Origin of the sequence: Paenibacillus phyllosphaerae, from assembly GCF_014192105.1 — a bacterium.
GTDB classification, from domain to species: domain Bacteria; phylum Bacillota; class Bacilli; order Paenibacillales; family Paenibacillaceae; genus Paenibacillus_Z; species Paenibacillus_Z phyllosphaerae.
This window is the reverse complement of sequence record NZ_JACHXK010000008.1, coordinates 218,950-240,404: the sequence shown is the minus strand read 5'-3', so window position 1 is coordinate 240,404 and position 21,455 is coordinate 218,950. Positions and strand designations below refer to the sequence as shown.

Genomic DNA, 21,455 nt, shown 5'->3' with positions numbered 1-21,455 from the left:
TATTAAGACTATCCTAAGAATGAGGGAGGAACTCAAATGAGTGGATATGTAGGCGGTTATGATGGCTGTGGCAAAGGTATCGGCGGTTACGGATACGGCGGCGGCGCCGCTTTGGTCCTCGTTCTTTTCATCCTGCTGGTTATCGTTACCCGTTCTTGGTTTTGCTAAAATAGAGTAACGCCGATTCAAAAGACTCCCTTGCCTCAAGGGGGTCTTTTGGCTGTGCTTGCGTTTGTGCTCATTATTTAGCCCTTCAATCCGGTCAGCGATATGCCTTCAAGGAAGTATTTCTGACCGATCAGGAATACGAACACGCAAGGGAGCACCACGGCCGCCGACGCAGCCATCAGCAGATCCCATTGGGACGTATATGTTCCTTGGAACATTTGCAGGCCGAGCGCGAGCGTGAATTTTTCGGTCGATTTCAGATAGATGAGCGGTCCGAAGAAGTCATTCCACGCGCCTAAGAAGGTGAATAAGGAGATGACAATGATTGCCGATCGGCTGAGCGGCAGAACGACATGATAATAGATTCTCAAATAGCCGGCGCCGTCGACTAATGCAGCCTCATCGAGGTCACGGGGGATCGTCATATAGAACTGGCGCAGCAAGAAGACGTTGAATATGCCTCCGCCGAAAAAGGCCGGTACGATTAGAGGTACAAAGGTGTCGTAGAATCCTAGCGATTTCCACCCTAGGAATGTCGGGATCAAGGTCACGGCACCGGGCAGCATCATCGCGGTGAGCAGAATTCCGAATACCGCATTGCGCCCCCGCCATTGAATGCGAGAGAATCCAAAAGCGGCAATGGTGCTGCTGAGGACGGTTCCGATCAGGACGAGCACAACGATGATGATCGTGTTCATGAAGAAGGTATTGAACGGAAGTACCGTAAGTGCTTCCTTGAAATTCCCCCACTTGAACGGATCAGGGATCCATACGGGCGGCATAACGAAAATCTGCGACAGACTCATCAGCGAGCTGCGGACCATCCATACGAGGGGAAGGAGGAATAACACGGACATGATCGTAAGCAGAACGTATACGACGGTTCGCTTAACGGTGGATATTCTCATGAACGGCCCTCCCCTTCATAGTAAACCCACGATTTGGCCGTTCGGAATACGAGCATGGTGAAGAGCAGGATGATGACGAATAGAATCCACGCCAGCGCCGAAGCATACCCCATCTCGGTATCGCGGAACGCCGTGCGCCACAGATAGAAGATATAGAAGAGGCTCGCATTGTTCGGCCCGCCTTGCGTAAGGATATAGGCCTCATTGAACACTTGGAATGCCCCAATAATTGTCATGACGGTATTGAAGAACAAGGTCGGGCTTACCATAGGCAGCGTAATATGAAGCAGCTTATGCCAGCTGCCCCCGCCATCGACTTCTATAGCCTCGTAATACTGCTGCGGAATGCCGCTTAGACCTGCCAAGAAGATGACGACGGTACCGCCGATCCCCCACATCGTGGTCAGCACGATCGAAGGAATGACCGATTGCTCTGCGAATAACCATGAGCTTGTCGGCAGATGCAGCCATTGCAGAATCGTATTGACCAACCCGAGATCCGGATTCAGCAGCCACATCCAGATGATGGACGTAGCCACGGCCGGGACGATGCTCGGCAAATAAACGATCGTACGAAACAACGCGCGCCCCTTAATATTCTGATTTAATAATAGCGCTATGGCAAAGGACACCACGATGGTGACGGGGACCTTAAGGATGACAAAGTAGAACGTGACGCCTAATGATTTGTTGAATAGCTCATCTTGACCCGACAGCAACTTGGCATAATGATCGAACCCGATAAAATGAGTCGTGGACTGGAATACGTTGTAATCCGTTAAGCTGTAGTACAAGCTGGCCAGCATTGGACCGGCCGTGAACAGGAGAAAACCAAGCGTCGCCGGAAGCGTAAACAATAGTCCATACAGCAGTGCCTTGCGTTCCTTAGACCGTAAGCCCCTACGTAGGGGAACGTGGTGAACCGTCTTGAGATTTGCCGCCATGAAGCCCTCCCTTTCTGATCAGCCGGACGGAAGTAACGGGCCGCGAGCGCCGCCCGCTTCCGAACAGGCGTAATCTGGCGCAGCCCGATTATTGAATGTCTCGCCGGCCTTGAACCTGAGCTTGCGCTTTGGCCGCAATGCCGTTCATCGCTTCTTCAGCCGACTGCTGGCCGAGCCATACTTTATCCAATGCGGGATTCACGATATCCATAATCTTGTTGAAATTCTTCACGTACCCCGTCGGAGTCTGATGACCGTGATTCAGCGCCATATTAATGACGGCATCCCTATAGCCGGACCGGCGTCCTTTGGAATCGGCGGTCCATTTGGCGATGAGCGCCTCATCTTCATACCAGTTCTTCAGCGCGGGCATCCACAGTCCTTTGTGGTGAAGCTCGAGCGTACCTTCCGGATCCAGCAACGCCTTCACAAGCTCCCATGACTCTTGCGGATGCTTCGTCGATTTGAAGATGGAAAACATCCCGTTCACGACGGTCGTAACCGGATCCTTCAAGATCGGAAGCGGGGCGACGTCATAGTTCACGTCGGTGCTGCTCAAGTCGAAGTTCGCCCATTGCCCGTCGATGACCATCGCGACCTTGCGCGTCTGAAGCGCCACGTTCGTGCCTGGTACGTTCTTGGATTGGACCGGAGACGGTGCCACATGGTGCACATTGATCAGGTCGGCGACCTTTTGGAGCGCCTCGACAGCTTCCGGCTGATTCAGGCTGAACGTCTTGCCGTCTGCCGAGACGAAATCGCCGCCGTTGCTGTAGATGAAGTTGGACCAGGATCCCCACCAGCCGTTGGCTCCGCTTACGCCGAACTGCCGGATTTTGCTCGGATCGAAGCCGGGTTCGGTGGCATTCTTGCCGGATTGGTCGATCGTCAGTTTCTTCGCCGTCTCCACGAATTCATCCCATGTCCAGGCCTCCTCCGCTTTGGCCGGCGGCGGCTCGATGCCGAGCTCCTTGAACATATCGACATTATAGTAGAGGGAGAAAGTCTCGATGTTGGAGGCAAGACCGATGATATTGCCCGGCTCGGTAAAATAAGACGTGTTCGGCAGCAGTTGATCGGCATGGAACGAACTGTCCTCATCGAGCATCGTTTGCAAATTGACGAGCTTTCCCTGTTCGGCAAGCGGAAAGGCGATCGTAGCGGATTCCAGCATCGCGACGTCCGGTTCTTGGTTACCGGCTACCATGGTCGTCAGCTTCGTATCGTAATCCGTCGGAATGGATTCATATTTGACCGTAACGCCGGGATGGGTTTCTTCGAAGCGGTCGATGGCTTTCTGATACGTTTCGATTTCTTTGGGACTGCCCCAGTTCGTCAATCGCAGCGTGATGGGCTCCTTCGAGCTAGACTCACCCGTCACATTACCCGCTTCTGCAGCGTTACCGGTTGAGGATGAATTGGTGTTATCCGTCGAACATGCGGATAGGCCGGATGTAAGTACAAGAAGACCAATGGAAAGTGATGTCAGTCTCTTCCATGAACGATTCACGTGTCGTTCCCCTTTCGCTTGCCCTTTGTTTCATAGCTGCAGTCTATGATGGGACCAATATAACAAATATAAAGCGATTACAAAACTCAGTTTTATTAGATTTGGTGGACTAATCTTGGGTATCGAACGGCAAGCGGATACTTATGCTCGTCCCTCCGTCAGTCGAAGAGCGAATGCGCACTTCGCTGTTATCTCCGTAACGATGACGGATGCGCGCGATCGTATTGGCAATGCCGACGCTCGGCGTCTCGCCGTGCATGATTCGGGTAATCGTCTCTTCTGCGATCCCGCAGCCATTGTCCGTTATCGTGAAGACCCGGGCATTCCCTTCCGACTTGCCGGTAATCGTTATGAGGCCGCCGCTTTCCATTGGTTCGAAGCCGTGAATAATGGCATTCTCCACGAAAGGCTGGAACAGCAGCCTTGGAACCGTATAACCGTACAACGCGGGTTCAATGTCATAATGAACGGTGAATTTATCTTCGAAACGGATCGCCATCAAGTAGAAATAATTGCTCATCCAGTTAATCTCTTCGCTTAAGTGGACGGCGTCCCAGTCCTTGCGTGTCGTATAGTGGAGCATATTCGACAGACAGAGGAGCATTTTGCTTAACTCGCGTTGGCCATTCTCGAGCGCTACCCAGTTCATCACGTTCAGCGTGTTATATAAGAAATGCGGGTTCATTTGGAAGTTCAACGCCTGGATCTCGGCTTGCTGCTCCCTCAGCTTGATTTCGTAGTTCTCGTTGACCAGCACGCGGATTCGGTCATTCATCGTATTGAACTTATGGATGAGAATCCCGATCTCATCGTTCGACTTGGCTTCCACCTTGGCGTGAAAGTCACCTTCGCCGACGAAGCGCATCGCAACCATCAAATGCTTGATCGGCCCCGTCATTCGGCTGAAGATGAAGTAGCCGAGCGCTACGGCCGCAAGCGCAAGAAAGGCGGCAATCGTAATCGTGGAGGTGAGGATAACCGGAACCATCTTCTCGACGAGCACGCGTTCGGGGATCACGACGACGGACAGCCACCCGGTGACATCCGACCTGTCGAACACGACGAGCATGTTTTTGCCGTCGAGCTTCAGCCGTTGCGTACCGCTTCCCTTCTCCAACAAATCATAGACCCACTGGTCGCGAATCTTCTCCGTGATTAGGCTTTGATCGGAATGAGCCACCACGGAGCCATTGGAGCTCACGACAAAGTAATTCGATTCGGCGGGGATACTATCTTCGAACAGATGTTGAAACAGATCGGCTTTCATGCTGATGGCCAGCACCGGCCTTTCGACGTCCGCATCCAGATTGGCCATCGTGCTGTTATCCAGATAGGAGAAGTTCAGCAGCCTGGTAGCCGTGAACAAATAGCGATAATCGTAATCGACCGCTTCGCTTAGCCAAGGTTGGTTGAACATCTCGGCGAAATCGTACGTCGGATTCCAGACGAGCCGTCCTCCGGCTAACTTCGCCTCCTTGTAGATGTGACTCTCCGTCAGGTCGCCTTGCGGCATATTTTGCGGGCCGAACTTAAAATACGACGTCCAGATTTGGTAAGCGAATAAATCCTCGGTCTGCGCGAAACGTTGCGCCAGAATCGCGTTGATTCTGCGGTCGGCTTCCAGAAGCTGTTCGCTCCGGGCGGGATTCAACTCATTGAATATACGGAACAGCTCTTTATCCGTGAACAACGTCGAGCTGATTCCATCGATTTGTCTCAACTTGACGTCCATAATCTCGTTGTTCTTCCGTACGATTTGATAAAAATTATCTTGCGCCTGATCCGTGACGATCCCAAGACTCAACCGATAGAATAAGGTGCCGAGCACAAGCAACGGAAGCAGAATTAGCAGCAAGTAGCTGATTAGCAAACGGGTACGCAGCATCAGGTTCGCCCGCTTCCAAGCATGCCGCCCCTGTAGGCTTCGGGAGATACGCCTACGTGGCTCTTGAACACCCGAGAGAAATATTTGGTATCGCGATAGCCGCACCGCTCCGCGACATCATAAATCTTGAGCGCGTTTTCGGCATCGGCCAGCAGTTCTTTCGCGTGCTTGATCCGCGTGTCGGTCAGGAACTCCGAGAACGTCATCCCGGTATGGTTCTTGAACATCGAACTGAAATAGGACGGATTGAAGTAGAACTGCTCGGCGATGTTCTCCAGCATCAAGTCCTCCATGAAGCGTTCACGGATGAGCTGAACGCAGGATTCGGCAACGTATTCGCCTCTGCCCCGCTTCATTTGCTGAAGTGACTGAGCCAGTTCCAGATATCGTGCCTCGACCAACGCAAGCACGGCGAAATAGGAATCGCTGTTCGGGATGTCGCTGGCGGCCGCCTCCGACATTCGCTCCGCAGTCTCTTTTTTGACGAATGCATAACTGCGGCTCTTCAGCTTCATCATCAGGAGCGAAGCCTGTTCTTTGATCATGATCGGATCCGTCCACCCCTCGCCCGATAGCCGATCGAACCATTGCCGGATCAGCGTCAGACCGCGCTCCGCCTGGTAGTCTCGAGCCGCTTCGAATAAGGCCGTTACATCAAACTCAGTCGTATCTGCTGTGGACTCCACTCGCTCGTCCGCGAAAATAATCCCGTTCCACTTATCGTAGAACGTGTTAAGAATCGCAAGGTTCGCCGTCCGATAGGAATTTCGGCCTTCGGCAAGAAGGCTGCTGCTAAGCGTGCCGATCCCATGGACGAGCTTCATTCCCCTGTATGCTGGACGATTCGCTAATTCCGTGAGCCGAACTCTTACAGCCGCGCGATCGACATCGGCCGCTTTCGCGCATAGAACCGTCACGAGCTTGACTTCCTTCTCTTGATCGCCGGTTTCAAGGTAAACATGCGCTTCCCCGATCCCGGAGAAGACCGATTCCAGGTCACGGCAGAGCTCTTCGGGTTTCGTCGGCTGCAGGCCGCCCGTCAAGTCCTCGACATGTGACTTCATCACAACTCCCGGCTCATACATGAAGACAGGCAGATCGCGAATTTGCTCCGGCCGATACGAATGCTGCCCCCGAAGCAAGTGCAGCAAGGCGGTACTATCTTTCGTTCCGTTCCTTTGCGCGGATTCGTTATCAAGCTGTTCTTCGATCCGCTTCAATACTTCATCCACCGCATCCAGATCTACGGGTTTCAGCAAATAATCGAAAGCGCCGTTGCGAAGCGCTGATTGTGCGTATTCGAACAGATTATAGGCCGTCAGGAAGATCACTTTGGGCCGCAGCTTCAATTCGGAGAGCTTGGCCATGAATGTCAGCCCGTCCATCATCGGCATCCGTATATCCGTAATGACAATTTCCGGACGCTCCGATCGTACAAGCTCCAGCGCATCCATGCCGTTCTTCGATACGAACACCTCGTAGTCAGGACGGATGGCTCTCATCATACCTGTCATCCCCCTCAAGTGGCGGGCTTCGTCATCAACTAGCAGCACTTTCATACTCATCCCCCTAGCGGCGCATTTTCCTTTGTATATTCGATCCATATTCAGGAAGCCCTTCTTCAATGGGGATGAGCTGAATTTATGTCCGGGCAGCACGGATGACTTATCGAAAAAAATCAAAAAGCCGTGGTCTGAAATTCAGATCATCGGCTTAATATCATGATTCTAGGGTTTAATTAGTCCCTCGAACGGTTTGAAGATCATCTCTAATAAAGTGACGGGGCCAGGCGTTGCAGGCAGATCCAGCATGGACAAAGCCCACACCAGAAGGAGCACGGCGAACAATGCCGCTTTTTCTCTCCTAGGCTTATCCTTCAGCTTCCGCCATTCGAAGGCGAGAATGAGAATGACCGCAATCGTGATGCAGGTACATAGTGCGACTCGCATCAGTGAATCACCTCTTCCTGTGGCATACCGCCAGGTACATTGACAAGACCGGGACGCAAGATGTGGGCTTCGACCTGAACGGAAACCGCAATCTTCGGGAATAGACTGTCCCAGTCACCTTTATGCTTCTCCCACTGTTTGGGATACTTACGATGAAATACGCCGGCAAAATCGAAAATATCGGCATTCCATCTATGCTGCTGTTGATTAATGCACTGTTCAATCCGCTTACGAACCGAATCCTTGAATGCTTGCTCAAGTACGATTTGGATTTTCGGGTCCACCGGATCCAGCTGCGTGTTATTCTCTTCAATATCGCCTTCAGCGCGGATCGACACGGTTAAGGACCATTTATCCCCTTTAATTAAAGGTTTTAGCTTAACGTCCGCCTTTACAGGTTTCAGTGAAACTGCCCCCTTGCCCTCCGGATTAAAGGTCACCGTGTAGTCTTCGATTTCATTCAATACCCACATGACGCCTTGCGTTTCTTTCTCGGACAAAGCGCCGATCATTCGTCCATTCTTGAACATGGCAGTGCCTTTAATATAAGGAATCGTCTTCAGAGGATCCTCGGATTTAGACGGCTTCAGAATCGTAACATAAGGCAAGGCGAATGCGTCCGAATCACGCTTCAGCATGATGCTGGTTTCCTCCAGCGTAACGCCAAGGCTGATCTGAAGCTGGGCCAACTCTCGGAGCGCTTCCGAGGAGTTGCGCTCGATTGGCGGAATGAGTTCCAACGCATCGGATGCAGGTCCTTTGCTGATGAATATGTACGCCCTTTCTCTGGGCTGAGGATGACGGACGAGAAAATCGAAGTGCTCCTTTAACCCCGTTTTGGCCAAATCCTCACCGATTAGGAAGACTTTGCATTGGCCCCAGAACAGCTTGCGGGGCACCTTCCGCTGGAGACGGGAAAGTGCATCCGAGATGTTCATACCCTGCTCTGACCGCATAATCGTCTTCTTACCCTCGCCGCCTCCTCCTTCTGCACCGGATCTTTGATTCTGCGGAATGATGATCTGGGCGCTGGTTCGAATGCCTCCCTCTTCGGTCCGGTCGATCGCCAGCATCGTTATGAGCGCGAGATCGTTTAGCTCAGTTCTGTCCCAGCAGCTCGTTAGCAGGACTGAAGAGGCTAGCAGCCACAGTAACGGCAAGAGCTTAATGATTCGTCTCATTGACGCTCACCTGCTCCGGCTTCTTTCTGCGAAGAAGAGCAATGAGGAGAAGGAAGAGCGGAATAACCAACCCGGTCAACAGCTGCTCGAAAGGATACGCCGTTCGAAAAAAGACCCCCATGGCCGAAACATCGGGAAAATCCCACAAGCTAAACACGACGATCAGTAATCCCAGCGGGAAAACGAAGCTGCGGTAATTCTCAAGATTGAGCCACTGCGCCAATGAAACGGAAGCGACGTAATAGAAAACCGCAACCCGGATGAAGCATCCCACCACCCACATGACTAACAGCAGCGCCTCCATGTTCTCGAAGAAATTAGCGAACGAAACATAGCGGAAGAGCACGTGAACGGGATAGATTTTGACAGACGTATCCGGTCCAAGCAGCATGAGACATAAGAGATTGATATACGTGCCTGTGACCACAACCGCCGTAAGGGTAAACATACTCGCTTTGCGACCGCTTTCGGGATTGGACAAGTACGGCAGTAGATAGGCGATTACAATGAAATTACCGATCCACCATTGCGTCGCCTTGACGACAGGTATGATCCCATGGCTTAAAATCGGCATCACATGCTTGATATGAAGATCAGGCAACAACAGAATGAGCATCGTGAGCGGAATAACGAAGAGAGGGACAAGAATGGTTGCGCTTCTGGCAATGACCTCCACTCCGCACCGTACGGTAATCGCCGCGAGCAGCACGATCGAGATTAGAATGAGCAATATTGGCGTGCGGAACAAAAACGTACCGGTTACGAATTCTGCGTATTGCCGAATGGACGCACCTAGCGAATGCAGGAAGTAGAACAGATAGAGGAACATGAGCAGCTTAGCCGGAAATTTACCGATGATCTTCTCGCTATATTCGGATAACGTCTGGTGAGGGTACAACTTATGCAGCTTCGTCAGAATGTAGATAATGACGCTGCCGAACAGGAAGTGAAAGAAGCCGACAAGCCAAAAATCGTTGCCGGCATATTGGGCTGCAATGGTCGGATAGACCAAAAAGTTGATGGCCAGCATAAAAGGAAACATCATAATGCCCATCTGCAGAGCTGATATTTGACCCTTCTCCTGCATGCGGTCACCTCTTTCTACATCTAAATTTATTGCTCGCCCCGATCCTGCTCTGGCCGCTGGTTAGGAGACTGCCTTGTGTAATTGGTCGTTCCTGTTAAACTCGGCCGGGTATCCATCATCCACCAAGGTGCACGGAATATCGTGTCTTTGAACTCGCTCCATATCGGTGTCGAGCTGGAGGACAGATACGGAACGCCAAAGGAACGAAGGGTGCACATATGCACCACGATCGCGATAATGCCAAGTATAAGCCCCAACAGGCCTAAGGTGCTCGCTAGTATAATTAACGGGAAGCGGAGCATGCGTAAGGCTGTACCGGCAAAATACCGCGGGATCATGAACGATGAGATGCCCGTAATAGCTACGACTATGACCATGGGTGCCGAGACCAAGCCTGCCTGCACAGCGGCTTGTCCGATAACCAGCGCTCCGACGATGCTGATCGCTGCGCCGACCTGCTTCGGCAGCCGGACACCTGCTTCGCGCAGCGCTTCGAATGAAACCTCCATCATGAGCGCCTCGATAAAGGCCGGGAATGGCACAGCCTCACGGGAGGCCGCCATACTGATCAGCAGTGAACCCGGTATCATCTCTTGGTGAAAGGTTAGAACGGCTACATATACCGCCGGTAACGTGAGCGATGCAATACTGAAGAAATACCGGAGCCATCTGGTGATCGTACTGATCCAGAAGCGCTGATAATAATCTTCGGCAGCCTGCAGCATCGTGAACATGGTAACGGGGGCGACGAGCACGAACGGCGTGCCTTCGACAAGTATAGCGACCCGCCCTTCTAGCAAGCATGCCGACGTAACGTCCGGTCGTTCCGTGTTGAGCAGCTGCGGGAAAGGGGAATACGGCGAATCCTCGATCAGCTCCTCGATATAACCGCTCTCGAGGATACCGTCGATCTCAATGCGGCAGAGCCTGCTTCGCACCTCTTCCACAAGAGAGGCTTCAGCAATTCCCTCGATATAGGCAAGCACAATGCTCGTCTGCGTATATTCGCCAAGTTGCAACGTTTCTAGTTTCAATCGCGGGCTCTTAATAATCCGCCGGAGCATGGAGGTGTTGACGCGCAGCGTCTCGGTGAAGCCTTCTCGGGGACCTCGTATCCCGACCTCCGCGGCCGGCTCCTCCAGCGCCCGTTTTTCCCATTTGGCCATGCCAAGCGCAAGACCGGATGCTTCATGCTCCAGCAACAGAATCGCGTAGCCTCTCGATAAATAGTCGATGCATTGCGAGAACCGGCTTACCGCTTTCCCTTCGGCGACGGATAAAGTCTGTTGGAGCAGCTGATCCGGACGAAAGTCTTCTGATTGTTCTGCCTTGAGCAAAGGCGCGATTACGAATTGCTCGATCCCATTCGTATCCGTAATGCCTTCGATATAGATCATGACGGCCCGTATGGAGCCGGCAATGACGAAATGGCGGTAGATCACGTCCGAACAGCTGCTGTATATGTTGCCGATCGTACCGACATTTTCATCGAGACGATCTGTTAACTCGGTATCATGCGGAATTTCAGCGCGGGATTGTTCATCTTGCTTGTGATGAGACGGCCTCTGCTGCTTAACATGGCGGTCGAAGTATCGGCTTGTTCTGCGAATGGTCATAGCGCAACGTTCATCCCTTTGACCGCTTTTTTCCATAGGATGAGCATTTTACCTCATAATATTCACTGTTCCTCGCCATTCGCGTGTATAGGAAAAGCCGTCTTTCTCTTATCGAAAAAGACGGCTCCTGGATCAGTCTCTGCTTATGAAATTATTAGTCCTCTACAATCGCGACCGGCCGCGCCCAGCCGGCGCTTGCCTTCTCTACCTTGACGGGGAAGCAGCTGACCTTGAAGCCGAACGGCGTCGGAATCCGATCCAGATTAGCCAGTTTCTCGATCTGGCAGTATTCCCGGTCTTTTCCGACATAATGGGCTGCCCACAATACGCCTTCGCGCGGTTCTTTCTTGAATGACTCTGCTTGTAGATTAAGCGGGATATCCCAGCCCCATCCGTCTGTTCCGACTACCTTGATGCCCTGATCCAGCAGCCACACCGTCGCATCGGCGGAAACGCCGGCGTGCAAGTAAGCATAATGCTCGTGATAGAGCCGTTTGTCCGCATCGCTGCGGATGAGGACGATGTCCAGCGGCTTCAGCGTATAGCCGATCCGGTCCAACTCGGCGATCAGATCATCGGTCGTTATTTCGTAACCAGGCGGCTTCGAACTGAAATCAAGTACAACCCCATCGGAAAAGAACCATTCGAGCGGCAACTCGTCAATCGTCCTGGAGGGTTTGCCTTCCGAGGTGGGCCAATAATGCCAAGGCGCATCGATATGCGTGCCTGCATGCGTATTGAGCGTAACCGTCTCCGTCGCCCAAGCTTTGCTCTCCGGGAAGTCGCTATTGTTCAAGCCGAGAATAGCGGCAGCCTGATTGGCCCCATCCTCATGGCTGGCATATTCGATTTTGGCCGGCAGCGGTTCTCGGATACTCGGGCTGATCGGCACGCTGAGATCGATCAATTTCATTATTCATTCCCCCTGCAATCTAGTGTTTTTCAGTTCATCGTTTCCCTTGTCTTAAGCAAATTGTACCAGCTTACTCCGCCATGTTGGGATGCCGACAAGCCATGGTTAACGAATCCGAATTTTTCATAGAACGGAATTAATTCTTCTTTACACGTTAGCGTTATTCCTTCTCGTTCATTCTCGACGACAAGCTCTTCCATTCTGTCCATCAATAGCTTGGCAATACCTTGTCCACGGGCCTTGCTGGATACCGCTAGCCCCAATACGCTCTGATAGCCTCCACGTCTCGGATTCTCTCGGATCTCCTTAAACAGATCATCCGTAATATAAGGCTCGGCAATGATTGGGCCATTCATGTAACCTAGAATTTCGCCGTCCTTCTCGGCCACGATAAACGTATCCGCGATCAACCTCGTTCTCTCCACGAATGCTTCTTTCGTGGCAGCTTCTTCTTGCGAGAAACCTTCATTCTCAATGATTAGCAACTGATTCAAATCCATAGCTTGAACATTACGCAACACAATCATTTTGTCTAGATCCCCATTCCGTAACTACTTCAATACCAGTAAAAGTATATAAGAAAAAGCCATGAGATTCTACGATCACATGGCCCACGTCTAAATCACTTTCATTTCTATTTCTTAACGATCTTGAATACGGCAAATATTAGAATCGCCAGTAGCAAAAGGCCGGCAATGGTAATGACAATCGTATTGGTCTGACTTGTTCCGGATTGCGCAGCTTGATTAAACTCAGTCAACGAATCACTAGTGGCTTCAACGCTGCCATCATCAGCAGGCGTTTCCGCGGAATCGCTTGTTGTCTCGCCGGAGTCAACAGATTCGTCAGGACTCGTATTCGTAACCGCCGGACTTTCCTGCGTTTCCGGTTTTGCTACGTCAAACGCAAATTCGCCGGTTATGTTATGCCCGTCTTCACCAATGATGCGCCACTCTACTTTATAGGCACCGTTGGCTAACGAGGCGGAAAATGCGCCTCTAATGCTGTTATCCCCCGCCTCTACCTTAACAGGGATCTCAGCGCCTTGCGCATCCGTTACTGTCAACACGGTCATCGGCTCAATGACGGTGTTGAAGTTGAGTTCGATCTCCTTAAGTTCGGATGTGATCGTCTCATCCTTCGCGGGCGAAGAGCTCTTAAGCCCGGTATGCGCGGAGACGGATTGAGGCCATACAAGCAAGAAAATGACCAATAGCCAAACCGAAAGATAAGATTTCTTCACTACCCATTCTAGCCCCTTTGCAGGTGATTTGAACAACTATAGCATGTGCGTTCCCGACATGGGATGACTCGATGGAGCTATATAAATATTATTGATCGCCCCAGAATCAATCTAATATTTAATTAATAATCAGGCAAAAAAACAGGTCTGCTCAGCGCGAGCAAACCTGCCTTTTCTTCTGCCTTATCTTTCAACCGGGAAGTTCCAAGCCTACGCTTAGACCTTCACCTGCTGGAGCGCTTCCCGCATCTCGGCTGTCCGGTCGCTCAGCGCTTCGGAGCCTTCCTGGATTTGCTTCATCTTCTGTAGCTGGATGGAGGTCAGCTCCTGAATGCTCTGGGTTTGCCCGGACACTTCGCTGGCAATGCCGGCCATACTGCTCACGGTCGCGGCAACCTCTTCGGAACCTGCAGTCAGCTCTTCTACCGTTGCCGACACTTCCATAATCTGATCGGTCACGAGCCGGAACGAAGTGACCGCCTGCGTGAATGCGCTCTCCGCCTCATCGGACAATTGCGTGCCTTCGCGGATTTCGCGAGCCGCTGCGTCCATCTGATCGCTGATGCGCGCGGATTCCCGCGCAACATGGACGAGCAGCGCTGTAATCTGTTCGACCGAGGAAGCCGAACCTTCCGCTAACTTTCGGACTTCTGTCGCAACGATCGTAAACCCTCGTCCGTGTTCTCCTGCTCGGGCCGCCTCTATGGATGCATTCAAGGCAAGCAGCTTCGTCTGATCGGCAAAATCGCGAATGGAACTCAGCGCGCCCTCGATCTGCCCCGTGTAGCCCTTAAGCTGATGCGCCATGGTCAGCGTATGGCCGGCCGACTCCGAAATCCCCCTCATTTGTTCGTTCATATGATGAATGGCGGATTTGCCGCTTTCCGCTTTGGCCAGCGCTTGAATCGCAGCTTCGGAAACCGCTGACGAGGAGACCGAGATCCGAATGATGCCCTGAGCCATCTCCTCCATCGCCATCGCATTGTCCTGCGCGCTCTGCGTCTGCGCATATGCGCCATCGTAGATGTGTTTAATCGACCGGCTGACCGTCTCGCTCATCTTCAGCATTTCGCTGGCGTGGTCCTGGAATTCCGTCGACGAAGCGACCAGCGTATCCGAAGTGACGCTGACCCGCTGCACGATTCCCCTTACGCGGTCGTTCAAATGCATGGACATTTGCATCATGGCCGCATAAGCCGTACCGATCTCATCCTTGGATTTCACCGGCTGCTGTACGAGCAAGGTATGCGCAGCGGCAAGCTCACCGCCTGCCATCAGGTTGGCGCTCCCGGTAATGGTCTGCAATGGACGAAGGGCGCGCGAGACGAACCATAGAATAAGAGCTAGTGCGGCAAGCGCGAACACGAGCACGATCGCATAGAGCGGGAGGCTCTTGCGAATGACCTCTTCGGTCAGGTTGCTGAATACGCTTGCATCGGTATCGATCCCCATGGCGCCGATGACGTTCCCGGCAGCATCCTTGACCGGGACGAAAGCGGAGATATAATCGCCGTACTCCGGATTCTCGATCAGATCGGAGCTGGCGCGGTCGCCGCTTAACACAAGATCGACTGCCTCTTGCGGCATATCGGTCTCCTCATTCAACGGAGAGGCAAGCGGATCCCCTTTCGGTCGGCCGTCGATCAAGAGCAGCGGCGGCTGGTCGATTTGGATTTGGACAAAATAGACATAAAAAGCGCCGATCGACAGACGAAAACGATCGAGCTGATCTCGAAGCTCCCAATAAAGCTCGTTCTCCTGCGGATCTTTCACGAACTCCGCATACTGGTTCACGTCGATCTGCGTAACGTAATTCTCGGCAATGTCCATGTTGTAATTGCTAATGGCTTCCTGTACAGCAGATTTGGTGTTCAACAGCTGAATCACGCTGTTACCAGCGATGATCAGCAGAACGACTGTCGTCAAGACAATCAGGATGCGGGCGATCAGCCGCGTGCGAAACCAAGCAATCATGTGTCTAAAATCCTCCCCAAGTGAAAAGCACAATTGTTATTTGACATATTTCGGTTATTTTTCGACACACAACGACGTTTTTCCTTCTAATACTTAGACTATCGGACTATTTCTTTTTATTTATTAGTGAAAGTCACCTATTCTTGATTCCAACACCGATATAATCGCCGGCAATCATGCAACTCCAACCCAAAAAGGAGCAGCTGCCCTCGTTCAGGCAAATCTGCTCCATCACTCGCATTAGGTTGGGAAGAAATCGTAACATATGGCATGCGGAATTAATTGGCGAAGCTTGCTCCATGCAAGAACAAATCGACGATTTGCTTGCCTAAATCAGAAGGCGAGGCGAATTGCTGCCTCGTATCATGACGATTGCCCAGCAGCAGCATAGTAGAGAAGGTCTGTGCCAGCAGCATGGGATCGTTGGTTCGGAATTCCCCCTGCTCCATTGCAAGTTTGAAGCGGCTGGCCAATAGATGATAGATTTGCTGCTCTGCGGCTCTGATCAACTCCAGCTGATCCGGGCTTAGATAGTTCGCCGCCTCCTTCATAATCATCTCGAATTCCGGATGCGGATTCGCAAGCCTTGTCTCCGCTACGTTCAGCAGCCCGCTCTCCAGATCTCCCGCTTCATCCAGCAGATGGGCGGTCTTCGTATTGACCATGTTCAGCAAAGCGATAACCGAGGCTTTGAACAGCTCAGGCTTATTGGCAAAATGATAATAGATCGAGGGTTTCGAAACATTGCAAGCTCTGGCAATGTGGTCCAGAGACACCTGTTCATAGCCTTTCTCCATAAAGAGCCTCGCAGCCGTCCGGAGGAGTACATCCTGCACCGGTTCCCGCGAAGTATCGTGTTTGGGTCTGCCTCGTATTCTGCTCGTATTGTTGTCCATAATAACCTCCATGAACATTTTATGACAAAGCCGTTTTAGGATCAAAACCGACTTGTAATTATACTGACCGGTAAATATAATTTAGTGAAGCTTAAGCTTAACATCTCGTCGCCCATCGTTCAATGCCGAAGATTGCCAACTGAAAGGAACGTAAGGAATGAAAAAACTAAGCTACTTGACAACGCTGTTTATGTTTCTTGCCACATTCGGAGGAGGAGTCGTAACCCGGACCGAATCGGGCTTGGGCTGCGGGAGTGAGTGGCCGTTATGCCATGGTAAATTCGTCCCTGCGCATACGCTTGCTTCCGTGATTGAGTACACGCACCGCCTTGTCAGCTCGACAGCCGGCATATTGGCCGTCCTTACGCTGGTCCTCTTTCTCGTGTACAAGACCAAACGTAAGGATTTGGTTTTATTTTCCGTCTTAACGGTCATTTTCGTCACCATTCAAGGCGCCATGGGAGCGCTGGCTGTCGTCTTCACCCAATCGCCGCCGATTATGGCCTTGCATTTGGGCTTTGCCTTTATCTCGCTTGCCAGCTCATTAATGACAAGTCTTGGGGCAAGGCAAGAAGAGCGTTTAGGAGGTCTAGCGGCCTATCAGCACATGCCGCGCATTCGTAAAGGGTTCCGTATCCTCGTCTGGGCGACGGCCATCTATTCGTATATCGTCGTCTATACCGGAGCGTTCGTCAGCCATACGGATTCTGCGGGCGCATGCGCCGGATTCCCGCTTTGCAACGGCGAGATCGTACCGGAATTGACGGGCAGCGTCGGCATTGCCTTTTTCCACCGGTTAGCGGGTTACTTGCTCGTTGTGCTCATTGCCGTCCTCTGCTACTATCTGTTCCGCTACTATGGACATATTCGTGAATTCCGCATTCTTGGATATTTATCGATTACGCTTATCCTGTTCCAAGTCCTATCTGGCGCAAGCTTAATGGTAACCATGGGACGTCCGGAAGTGTATATGTTCGTCGTATTGGCTCACGTAACCAGCATTGCCATCCTGTTCGGAGTCCTATCTTATATGAGCTATCTGGTATGGCGGTTAAGCAAGCCAGCGGCCGCTTAGGGAACTTCGACATCCACGCGCGAGCATTACATCAAGAATAAAGGAGCGGATAATTATGCACGCTGATGCCAATCGTCCAACACGTAAAAGCAGATGGAAGAAGGTTCTACTTTGGGGAGGCGCAATTGTCCTTATTATCGTCATTGCGGGGTTTGTCTATCTGAATTCGATTACTTACCAGCCTTCTGCAACGGCTGAAGCTGCCTTCCAGACTGACGGCCAGGTGAAAGTAACGAACATTACGGATGGCTACCAATTCGAACCGGCAGACGGCCAGAAGATCAAACAGCCTAATATCATCTTTTATCCAGGCGGATTGGTTGAACCGGAGAGCTATTCGCCGTTAGCGCGTGAACTTGCCGAAGCGGGACATCGGGTATTTGTCGCGGATATGCCGCTCAATCTGGCGATGTTCGGCCAGAATAAGGCGGGTTCGTTCATATCTGACCATTCCGATGAGTCATTCGTCATTGGCGGACATTCGCTAGGCGGCGTCTTCGCGGCCAGATATGCCGCTGCGCATACGGATCAGATTCAAGGCGTATTCTTCCTGGCATCCTATGCGGATGATGGTGGAGCAATCCGAGATACGGATCTCTCCGCCCTGCAGATTACGGGAACCAACGATGCGGTTCTTAACACGGAAGCTTGGGAGAGTTCGAAGACGAATTTGCCTGAGGATACCGTCTACGTGCAGATCGACGGAGGAAATCACGGCCAGTTCGGATCGTATGGCATGCAAAAAGGCGACCAGGAGCCGACGGTGTCCGAGCAAGAACAGACCGAAACGACGGCAGCAGCTATTGAAGATTGGGTTGCCAAGCTGATTCCATAAATATAATTGACAAGCCAGCAAGGCATTCCCGCCTTGCTGGCTTATCTTGTTATAGGAACGAACAGTCTACCGTTGATACTGCGACCGTTCGATGAGATTGTTATCCGGGTCCCGAATATAGACCGAGGTTCGAATTCGTTTCCAGTTTCGTGCAGATTGATTTTTTGAGTTCCGAACTGTAGTGCCTTCCTTCCGTTACCGAAGGTCTCTTCTGTCATGCCTTCATAGGCGTTCCTCCTGACACCGCATCTGTTATATAGCCCTTGCCGTTATAGGCTTGGTCCAGATTGTAGCCGATCATGCAGCTCTGCAGCGCTCCCCTAACAACAAAGGACAAACCGATACTGCCAATTATCCGGTCATCCTCACGGTGGCAGACGACGAAACTATATCTCCGGTCTTCCGCCATGTCGGCCTTGCTCTTCCTAATTGATTGGAGCTGGTGCTCCTCGGTATAATAGTCCTCCGGATTGCTTGGCGAGAATTGCTCGAAGAGCGCCCTGTTACGCTCGTACATGGCTGCCAATTCTGAAGCATCCGACTCTTCCGGAAACCGGATGTATACGCGTTGCTCTGACATGTGTGAACCATCTCCCACAAATATGCTATTGAGCGTTATATCACAGGCCTTCTTGGGCAATAAAAAAGATGACCCCTGTTGCTCAGGGAATCATCTTCTGCGATACAGATAGGCGCAACTCGTAGTTCGTCTCAGGTCAGTAAGGAGAACAGGGAAGTCAGGAAAATCAATATTCCGATAACGGCTCCACCGTGACCGTAATTGCTCTTCGTCACAATACCGAGAATAAATGCCGTGATTGAATCAATGGCCGAAATAACGAATAGATTAATGAAGCCCGTCGTCAAACCGATTATATACATATGAACGGCTAGGATTGCTAAGAAAAGCGCTATAATATCCCTTTTCGATCTGGTTCGCATCCGCATCATCTCCTAGGGAATTGTATGTTCCGGACTGGAATAACATTTCCAGATCGTAACTGTTCGACAATTTGGTGTCTTTTCTCCCTTTTTTATTGGAATATGGCTATCTATGATGAGACCATTCTGGTTCGACAATGGAAAGCGTGGTAAGATACACACAGCAGTATACACGTCATCTCCCACTTATGAATCTGGATCGTCGAGATCACGCGGCAGACCCGCTTTCTCTTTGACCTTAATGTCCTGAGTTTGGTAGGTGCTGAGAAAAGGGGAAATGAATGAAATCACTTGAAAACCTTAATCGCTTGAAGATGGACTTGGCTGCTCACGGAAAATCCGACTGGAGGAAAAGCGTGTGGCAGATGATCAACAGTATCGTGCCATTTATCGCGCTGTGGTATTTGGCTTATCACAGTCTGACGATCTCGGTATGGCTCACGCTTGCGCTCGCGATTCCGGCTGCCGGTTTTTTGATCCGGATTTTCATTATTTTCCATGATTGCTGCCATCTATCGTACTTCTCCAGTAAGAAGGTCAACGCAATCATCGGGACGATAACAGGGATTCTCACCTTCTTCCCTTATGAGCAATGGAAGAATGAGCATGCTATTCATCATGCTACGAGCGGGAATTTGTCCCGCAGAGGTACGGGTGATATCTGGACCCTGACGACAGACGAATACGCTGCGCTTTCGCGATGGGGACGACTGGGTTATCGCTTGTACCGCAACCCCCTTGTCATGTTCGGTCTGGGCCCGATCTATATTTTCTTGGTCGCTTACAGGATGAACCGGAAGAACGCCAAGCGCAAGGAGCGCTTCAACACGTATTTGACCAATGTGGCAATCGTGCTCCTGATGGCTGTCCTTTGTTTGACGCTCGGTTGGAAGGAAGTCCTGCTCGTTTACGGGCCGATTCTATACTTGTCCGGCATGGCCGGGATTTGGCTTTTCTATGTTCAGCATCAATTCGAGGACACCTACTTCGAATGGGCCCAAGAATGGGAATACGTCAAGGCTGCAGTGGAAGGGAGCTCCTATTATAAGCTGCCGCGGATTCTGCAGTGGATGACGGGTAATATCGGCTTCCACCATATTCACCATTTGGTGCCGCAAGCGACCAATTACTCCTTGCAGAAGCTCCATGAGAGCAACGAGTTACTGAAAGCCGTACCGGCCATCGGCATTCGTTTAAGCTTGAAGTCGCTTCAATACCGGCTGTGGGATGATAAGGCCAAGCGATTCGTCGGCTACCGTTATCTGAAAAATAAAAAAGCAACTGCATAATAAATAAAAGGCTGATGAGCGCTCATCAGCCTTTTATTTTGCTTGCAGCTCAGAACCGCTCCTCGGCGTCAGGGGTTGCGACTTGCAAGTAATCGAATTGAACGCGAGTCCCTGTCCCCTTCGGCGATTGAGCAACGACGCCAGCCATTAGCGGCGTCGGGAAGTTCATTCCGAAGTACCGGATTAGCTTCCACTCTACCGCATCCTCTGAATACGCGAACGTAATCAGTTTGCCCGCTTTTGTTATCCGAAGGTATGGACGTTCACACGTAACGCGCTCCGAATTGCAATCGTCCGAGGAACCGTCTCTCGTCACAACGGACACGATCGTAGGATGCTTTCCGTTGAATTCAAAGCACAGCTTCGCCCAATTCAGCTCATCCGACATCAGCATCAGACAGCCTGAATCGTAAATATGCTGCATATCAACGTGCAGACGCGTGGTCAGCTCGAACGAATGGTCAGCCTGAAAATAAAAAAACGGGGCGGAGTTCGCAATATGCTTGCCTGCTGGATCTTGGAAGAAGTCTGCCGATGGCGGCGCTTCAATGACTACTCCTCCGTCTTCGGTAACCTGCCAGAATTCAGGCTCATTTATCCATTGAAACTTTGCTCTTTCCTCGCCGGCCAATAAGTTGTCGATCATTTCATCCTCTCCTCGCAAGGTATTTTTTGGAAGTATAGCCTATGTTCTCTAGTATAGTTGACGAATCTACTAAAATCCAAGTTTGCCTTAACAAAGATAGATAACTTAAAAACCCTACCACTGTTGTGTTAGGGTCAATGTCCCACGTATGGAGAAGCAGATTCGCTACTTGTCGAGTATTCTGTGCTTACAAAATAGAAGCAAACGTAGTCGCTCTCTCGTGCAAATTCCGCACGGCGTCTTCGATTGTCTGGAATTCGGTCAACGCATTCGCAATCTGCGCTTGGCTTTTCGCGACAGCCGAATCGATACGTTTGGATCCTTCCCCCATCTTCGCCACGAATCCGACAATCTGTTCCACATTATGCTGCACCTCGTTCGCCGAATCTTGCAC

22 protein-coding genes and 1 pseudogene are annotated in these 21,455 nt (G+C 51.4%); 4 read left to right on the top strand and 19 right to left on the bottom strand.

The annotated features are described in order from the left end of the window. Window positions 1–36: 36 nt before the first annotated feature. Complete coding sequence (locus tag FHS18_RS18670) at window positions 37–168, top strand: YjcZ family sporulation protein (RefSeq protein WP_183601610.1); 132 nt, start codon at window positions 37–39, stop codon at window positions 166–168. 77 nt (window positions 169–245) lie between these two features. Here FHS18_RS18670 and FHS18_RS18665 read toward each other — a convergent pair whose 3' ends face one another. From FHS18_RS18665 to FHS18_RS18600, 14 genes are all read right to left on the bottom strand, one after another. Further along, entirely contained in the window at window positions 246–1,076 is an 831-nt protein-coding gene (locus FHS18_RS18665; protein WP_183601609.1) for a carbohydrate ABC transporter permease, read from the bottom strand. Beyond that, the gene (locus FHS18_RS18660; protein ID WP_183601608.1) at window positions 1,073–2,020 is read right to left on the bottom strand and encodes a carbohydrate ABC transporter permease; all 948 of its coding nucleotides are present in this window, start codon (window positions 2,018–2,020) and stop codon (window positions 1,073–1,075) included. The genes FHS18_RS18665 and FHS18_RS18660 overlap by 4 nt, the downstream gene beginning before the upstream one ends. Window positions 2,021–2,108: 88 nt before the next feature. Then, complete coding sequence (locus FHS18_RS18655; RefSeq protein WP_343060573.1) at window positions 2,109–3,530, bottom strand: ABC transporter substrate-binding protein; 1,422 nt, start codon at window positions 3,528–3,530, stop codon at window positions 2,109–2,111. 109 nt (window positions 3,531–3,639) lie between these two features. Beyond that, window positions 3,640–5,415, bottom strand: a complete 1,776-nt coding sequence (locus FHS18_RS18650) for a sensor histidine kinase (protein ID WP_246427750.1) — start codon at window positions 5,413–5,415, stop codon at window positions 3,640–3,642. After that, window positions 5,415–6,974: a response regulator transcription factor gene (locus FHS18_RS18645; RefSeq protein ID WP_183601607.1), complete on the bottom strand. Its 1,560-nt coding sequence runs from the start codon at window positions 6,972–6,974 to the stop codon at window positions 5,415–5,417. Before FHS18_RS18645 ends, FHS18_RS18650 begins: the two co-directional genes overlap by 1 nt. Window positions 6,975–7,142: 168 nt before the next feature. Beyond that, a complete protein-coding gene (locus tag FHS18_RS18640; protein WP_183601606.1) occupies window positions 7,143–7,364 on the bottom strand; it encodes a hypothetical protein in 222 nt (73 codons plus the stop codon). After that, on the bottom strand, window positions 7,364–8,545 hold the full coding sequence (locus FHS18_RS18635) for a Ger(x)C family spore germination protein (protein ID WP_183601605.1): 1,182 nt from the start codon (window positions 8,543–8,545) through the stop codon (window positions 7,364–7,366). Before FHS18_RS18635 ends, FHS18_RS18640 begins: the two co-directional genes overlap by 1 nt. Continuing rightward, the gene (locus FHS18_RS18630) at window positions 8,529–9,632 is read right to left on the bottom strand and encodes a GerAB/ArcD/ProY family transporter (RefSeq protein ID WP_183601604.1); all 1,104 of its coding nucleotides are present in this window, start codon (window positions 9,630–9,632) and stop codon (window positions 8,529–8,531) included. Before FHS18_RS18630 ends, FHS18_RS18635 begins: the two co-directional genes overlap by 17 nt. Before the next feature lie 26 nt (window positions 9,633–9,658). Next, window positions 9,659–11,248 (bottom strand): spore germination protein, encoded by a 1,590-nt coding sequence (locus FHS18_RS18625; protein WP_183601603.1) that lies wholly within the window; start codon window positions 11,246–11,248, stop codon window positions 9,659–9,661. 154 nt (window positions 11,249–11,402) lie between these two features. After that, window positions 11,403–12,161 carry a cyclase family protein gene (locus tag FHS18_RS18620; RefSeq protein ID WP_183601602.1) on the bottom strand — a complete coding sequence of 253 codons (759 nt, stop codon included), beginning with the start codon at window positions 12,159–12,161 and terminating at the stop codon, window positions 11,403–11,405. 29 nt (window positions 12,162–12,190) lie between these two features. After that, entirely contained in the window at window positions 12,191–12,688 is a 498-nt protein-coding gene (locus FHS18_RS18615; RefSeq protein ID WP_183601601.1) for a GNAT family N-acetyltransferase, read from the bottom strand. Between the two features lie 107 nt (window positions 12,689–12,795). Continuing rightward, window positions 12,796–13,404: a copper resistance protein CopC gene (locus FHS18_RS18610; RefSeq protein ID WP_183601600.1), complete on the bottom strand. Its 609-nt coding sequence runs from the start codon at window positions 13,402–13,404 to the stop codon at window positions 12,796–12,798. Between the two features lie 216 nt (window positions 13,405–13,620). Next, the gene (locus FHS18_RS18605) at window positions 13,621–15,378 is read right to left on the bottom strand and encodes a methyl-accepting chemotaxis protein (RefSeq protein WP_183601599.1); all 1,758 of its coding nucleotides are present in this window, start codon (window positions 15,376–15,378) and stop codon (window positions 13,621–13,623) included. 278 nt (window positions 15,379–15,656) lie between these two features. Continuing rightward, window positions 15,657–16,274 (bottom strand): TetR/AcrR family transcriptional regulator, encoded by a 618-nt coding sequence (locus FHS18_RS18600; protein WP_183601598.1) that lies wholly within the window; start codon window positions 16,272–16,274, stop codon window positions 15,657–15,659. Window positions 16,275–16,431: 157 nt separating this feature from the next. Here FHS18_RS18600 and FHS18_RS18595 point away from each other — a divergent pair, with 157 nt between their 5' ends. Beyond that, window positions 16,432–17,349, top strand: coding sequence for a COX15/CtaA family protein (locus FHS18_RS18595; protein ID WP_183601597.1), 918 nt, complete (start codon window positions 16,432–16,434; stop codon window positions 17,347–17,349). Window positions 17,350–17,404: 55 nt separating this feature from the next. Continuing rightward, window positions 17,405–18,184 (top strand): alpha/beta hydrolase, encoded by a 780-nt coding sequence (locus FHS18_RS18590; RefSeq protein WP_183601596.1) that lies wholly within the window; start codon window positions 17,405–17,407, stop codon window positions 18,182–18,184. 119 nt (window positions 18,185–18,303) lie between these two features. Here the strand turns inward: FHS18_RS18590 and FHS18_RS35425 are convergent. The 3 genes and pseudogenes from FHS18_RS35425 to FHS18_RS18580 form a co-directional block, all read right to left on the bottom strand. Beyond that, window positions 18,304–18,405: pseudogene (locus tag FHS18_RS35425) on the bottom strand (VOC family protein); the annotation flags it as partial. Next, on the bottom strand, window positions 18,399–18,764 hold the full coding sequence (locus tag FHS18_RS18585) for a GNAT family N-acetyltransferase (protein ID WP_183601595.1): 366 nt from the start codon (window positions 18,762–18,764) through the stop codon (window positions 18,399–18,401). The pseudogene FHS18_RS35425 and the gene FHS18_RS18585, both read right to left, overlap by 7 nt. Window positions 18,765–18,895: 131 nt before the next feature. Continuing rightward, window positions 18,896–19,126 (bottom strand): hypothetical protein, encoded by a 231-nt coding sequence (locus tag FHS18_RS18580; protein ID WP_183601594.1) that lies wholly within the window; start codon window positions 19,124–19,126, stop codon window positions 18,896–18,898. A gap of 281 nt (window positions 19,127–19,407) precedes the next feature. Here FHS18_RS18580 and desA point away from each other — a divergent pair, with 281 nt between their 5' ends. After that, a complete protein-coding gene (gene desA / locus FHS18_RS18575) occupies window positions 19,408–20,415 on the top strand; it encodes a Delta(5) desaturase DesA (RefSeq protein WP_183601593.1) in 1,008 nt (335 codons plus the stop codon). Between the two features lie 49 nt (window positions 20,416–20,464). Here the strand turns inward: desA and FHS18_RS18570 are convergent, their stop codons facing one another. Together FHS18_RS18570 and FHS18_RS18565 are read right to left on the bottom strand one after the other, a co-directional pair. Continuing rightward, on the bottom strand, window positions 20,465–21,061 hold the full coding sequence (locus FHS18_RS18570) for a DUF1349 domain-containing protein (RefSeq protein ID WP_183601592.1): 597 nt from the start codon (window positions 21,059–21,061) through the stop codon (window positions 20,465–20,467). A 187-nt stretch (window positions 21,062–21,248) separates the two neighbouring features. Further along, the gene (locus FHS18_RS18565; protein ID WP_183601591.1) at window positions 21,249–21,455 is read right to left on the bottom strand and encodes a hypothetical protein; all 207 of its coding nucleotides are present in this window, start codon (window positions 21,453–21,455) and stop codon (window positions 21,249–21,251) included.

What these genes read in the sequence shown, in the direction of transcription:
- FHS18_RS18640 (WP_183601606.1), bottom strand. Translation starts at nt 7,364, where the DNA reads ATGCGAGTCGCACTATGTACCTGCATCACGATTGCGGTCATTCTCATT.
- FHS18_RS18595 (WP_183601597.1), top strand. Translation starts at nt 16,432, where the DNA reads ATGAAAAAACTAAGCTACTTGACAACGCTGTTTATGTTTCTTGCCACA.
- FHS18_RS18600 (WP_183601598.1), bottom strand. Translation starts at nt 16,274, where the DNA reads ATGGACAACAATACGAGCAGAATACGAGGCAGACCCAAACACGATACT.
- FHS18_RS18650 (WP_246427750.1), bottom strand. Translation starts at nt 5,415, where the DNA reads ATGCTGCGTACCCGTTTGCTAATCAGCTACTTGCTGCTAATTCTGCTT.
- FHS18_RS18665 (WP_183601609.1), bottom strand. Translation starts at nt 1,076, where the DNA reads ATGAGAATATCCACCGTTAAGCGAACCGTCGTATACGTTCTGCTTACG.
- FHS18_RS18630 (WP_183601604.1), bottom strand. Translation starts at nt 9,632, where the DNA reads ATGCAGGAGAAGGGTCAAATATCAGCTCTGCAGATGGGCATTATGATG.
- FHS18_RS18570 (WP_183601592.1), bottom strand. Translation starts at nt 21,061, where the DNA reads ATGATCGACAACTTATTGGCCGGCGAGGAAAGAGCAAAGTTTCAATGG.
- FHS18_RS18590 (WP_183601596.1), top strand. Translation starts at nt 17,405, where the DNA reads ATGCACGCTGATGCCAATCGTCCAACACGTAAAAGCAGATGGAAGAAG.
- FHS18_RS18670 (WP_183601610.1), top strand. Translation starts at nt 37, where the DNA reads ATGAGTGGATATGTAGGCGGTTATGATGGCTGTGGCAAAGGTATCGGC.
- FHS18_RS18620 (WP_183601602.1), bottom strand. Translation starts at nt 12,161, where the DNA reads ATGAAATTGATCGATCTCAGCGTGCCGATCAGCCCGAGTATCCGAGAA.
- FHS18_RS18660 (WP_183601608.1), bottom strand. Translation starts at nt 2,020, where the DNA reads ATGGCGGCAAATCTCAAGACGGTTCACCACGTTCCCCTACGTAGGGGC.
- FHS18_RS18615 (WP_183601601.1), bottom strand. Translation starts at nt 12,688, where the DNA reads ATGATTGTGTTGCGTAATGTTCAAGCTATGGATTTGAATCAGTTGCTA.
- FHS18_RS18625 (WP_183601603.1), bottom strand. Translation starts at nt 11,248, where the DNA reads ATGACCATTCGCAGAACAAGCCGATACTTCGACCGCCATGTTAAGCAG.
- FHS18_RS18645 (WP_183601607.1), bottom strand. Translation starts at nt 6,974, where the DNA reads ATGAAAGTGCTGCTAGTTGATGACGAAGCCCGCCACTTGAGGGGGATG.
- desA (WP_183601593.1), top strand. Translation starts at nt 19,408, where the DNA reads ATGAAATCACTTGAAAACCTTAATCGCTTGAAGATGGACTTGGCTGCT.
- FHS18_RS18605 (WP_183601599.1), bottom strand. Translation starts at nt 15,378, where the DNA reads ATGATTGCTTGGTTTCGCACGCGGCTGATCGCCCGCATCCTGATTGTC.
- FHS18_RS18580 (WP_183601594.1), bottom strand. Translation starts at nt 19,126, where the DNA reads ATGCGAACCAGATCGAAAAGGGATATTATAGCGCTTTTCTTAGCAATC.
- FHS18_RS18585 (WP_183601595.1), bottom strand. Translation starts at nt 18,764, where the DNA reads ATGTCAGAGCAACGCGTATACATCCGGTTTCCGGAAGAGTCGGATGCT.
- FHS18_RS18635 (WP_183601605.1), bottom strand. Translation starts at nt 8,545, where the DNA reads ATGAGACGAATCATTAAGCTCTTGCCGTTACTGTGGCTGCTAGCCTCT.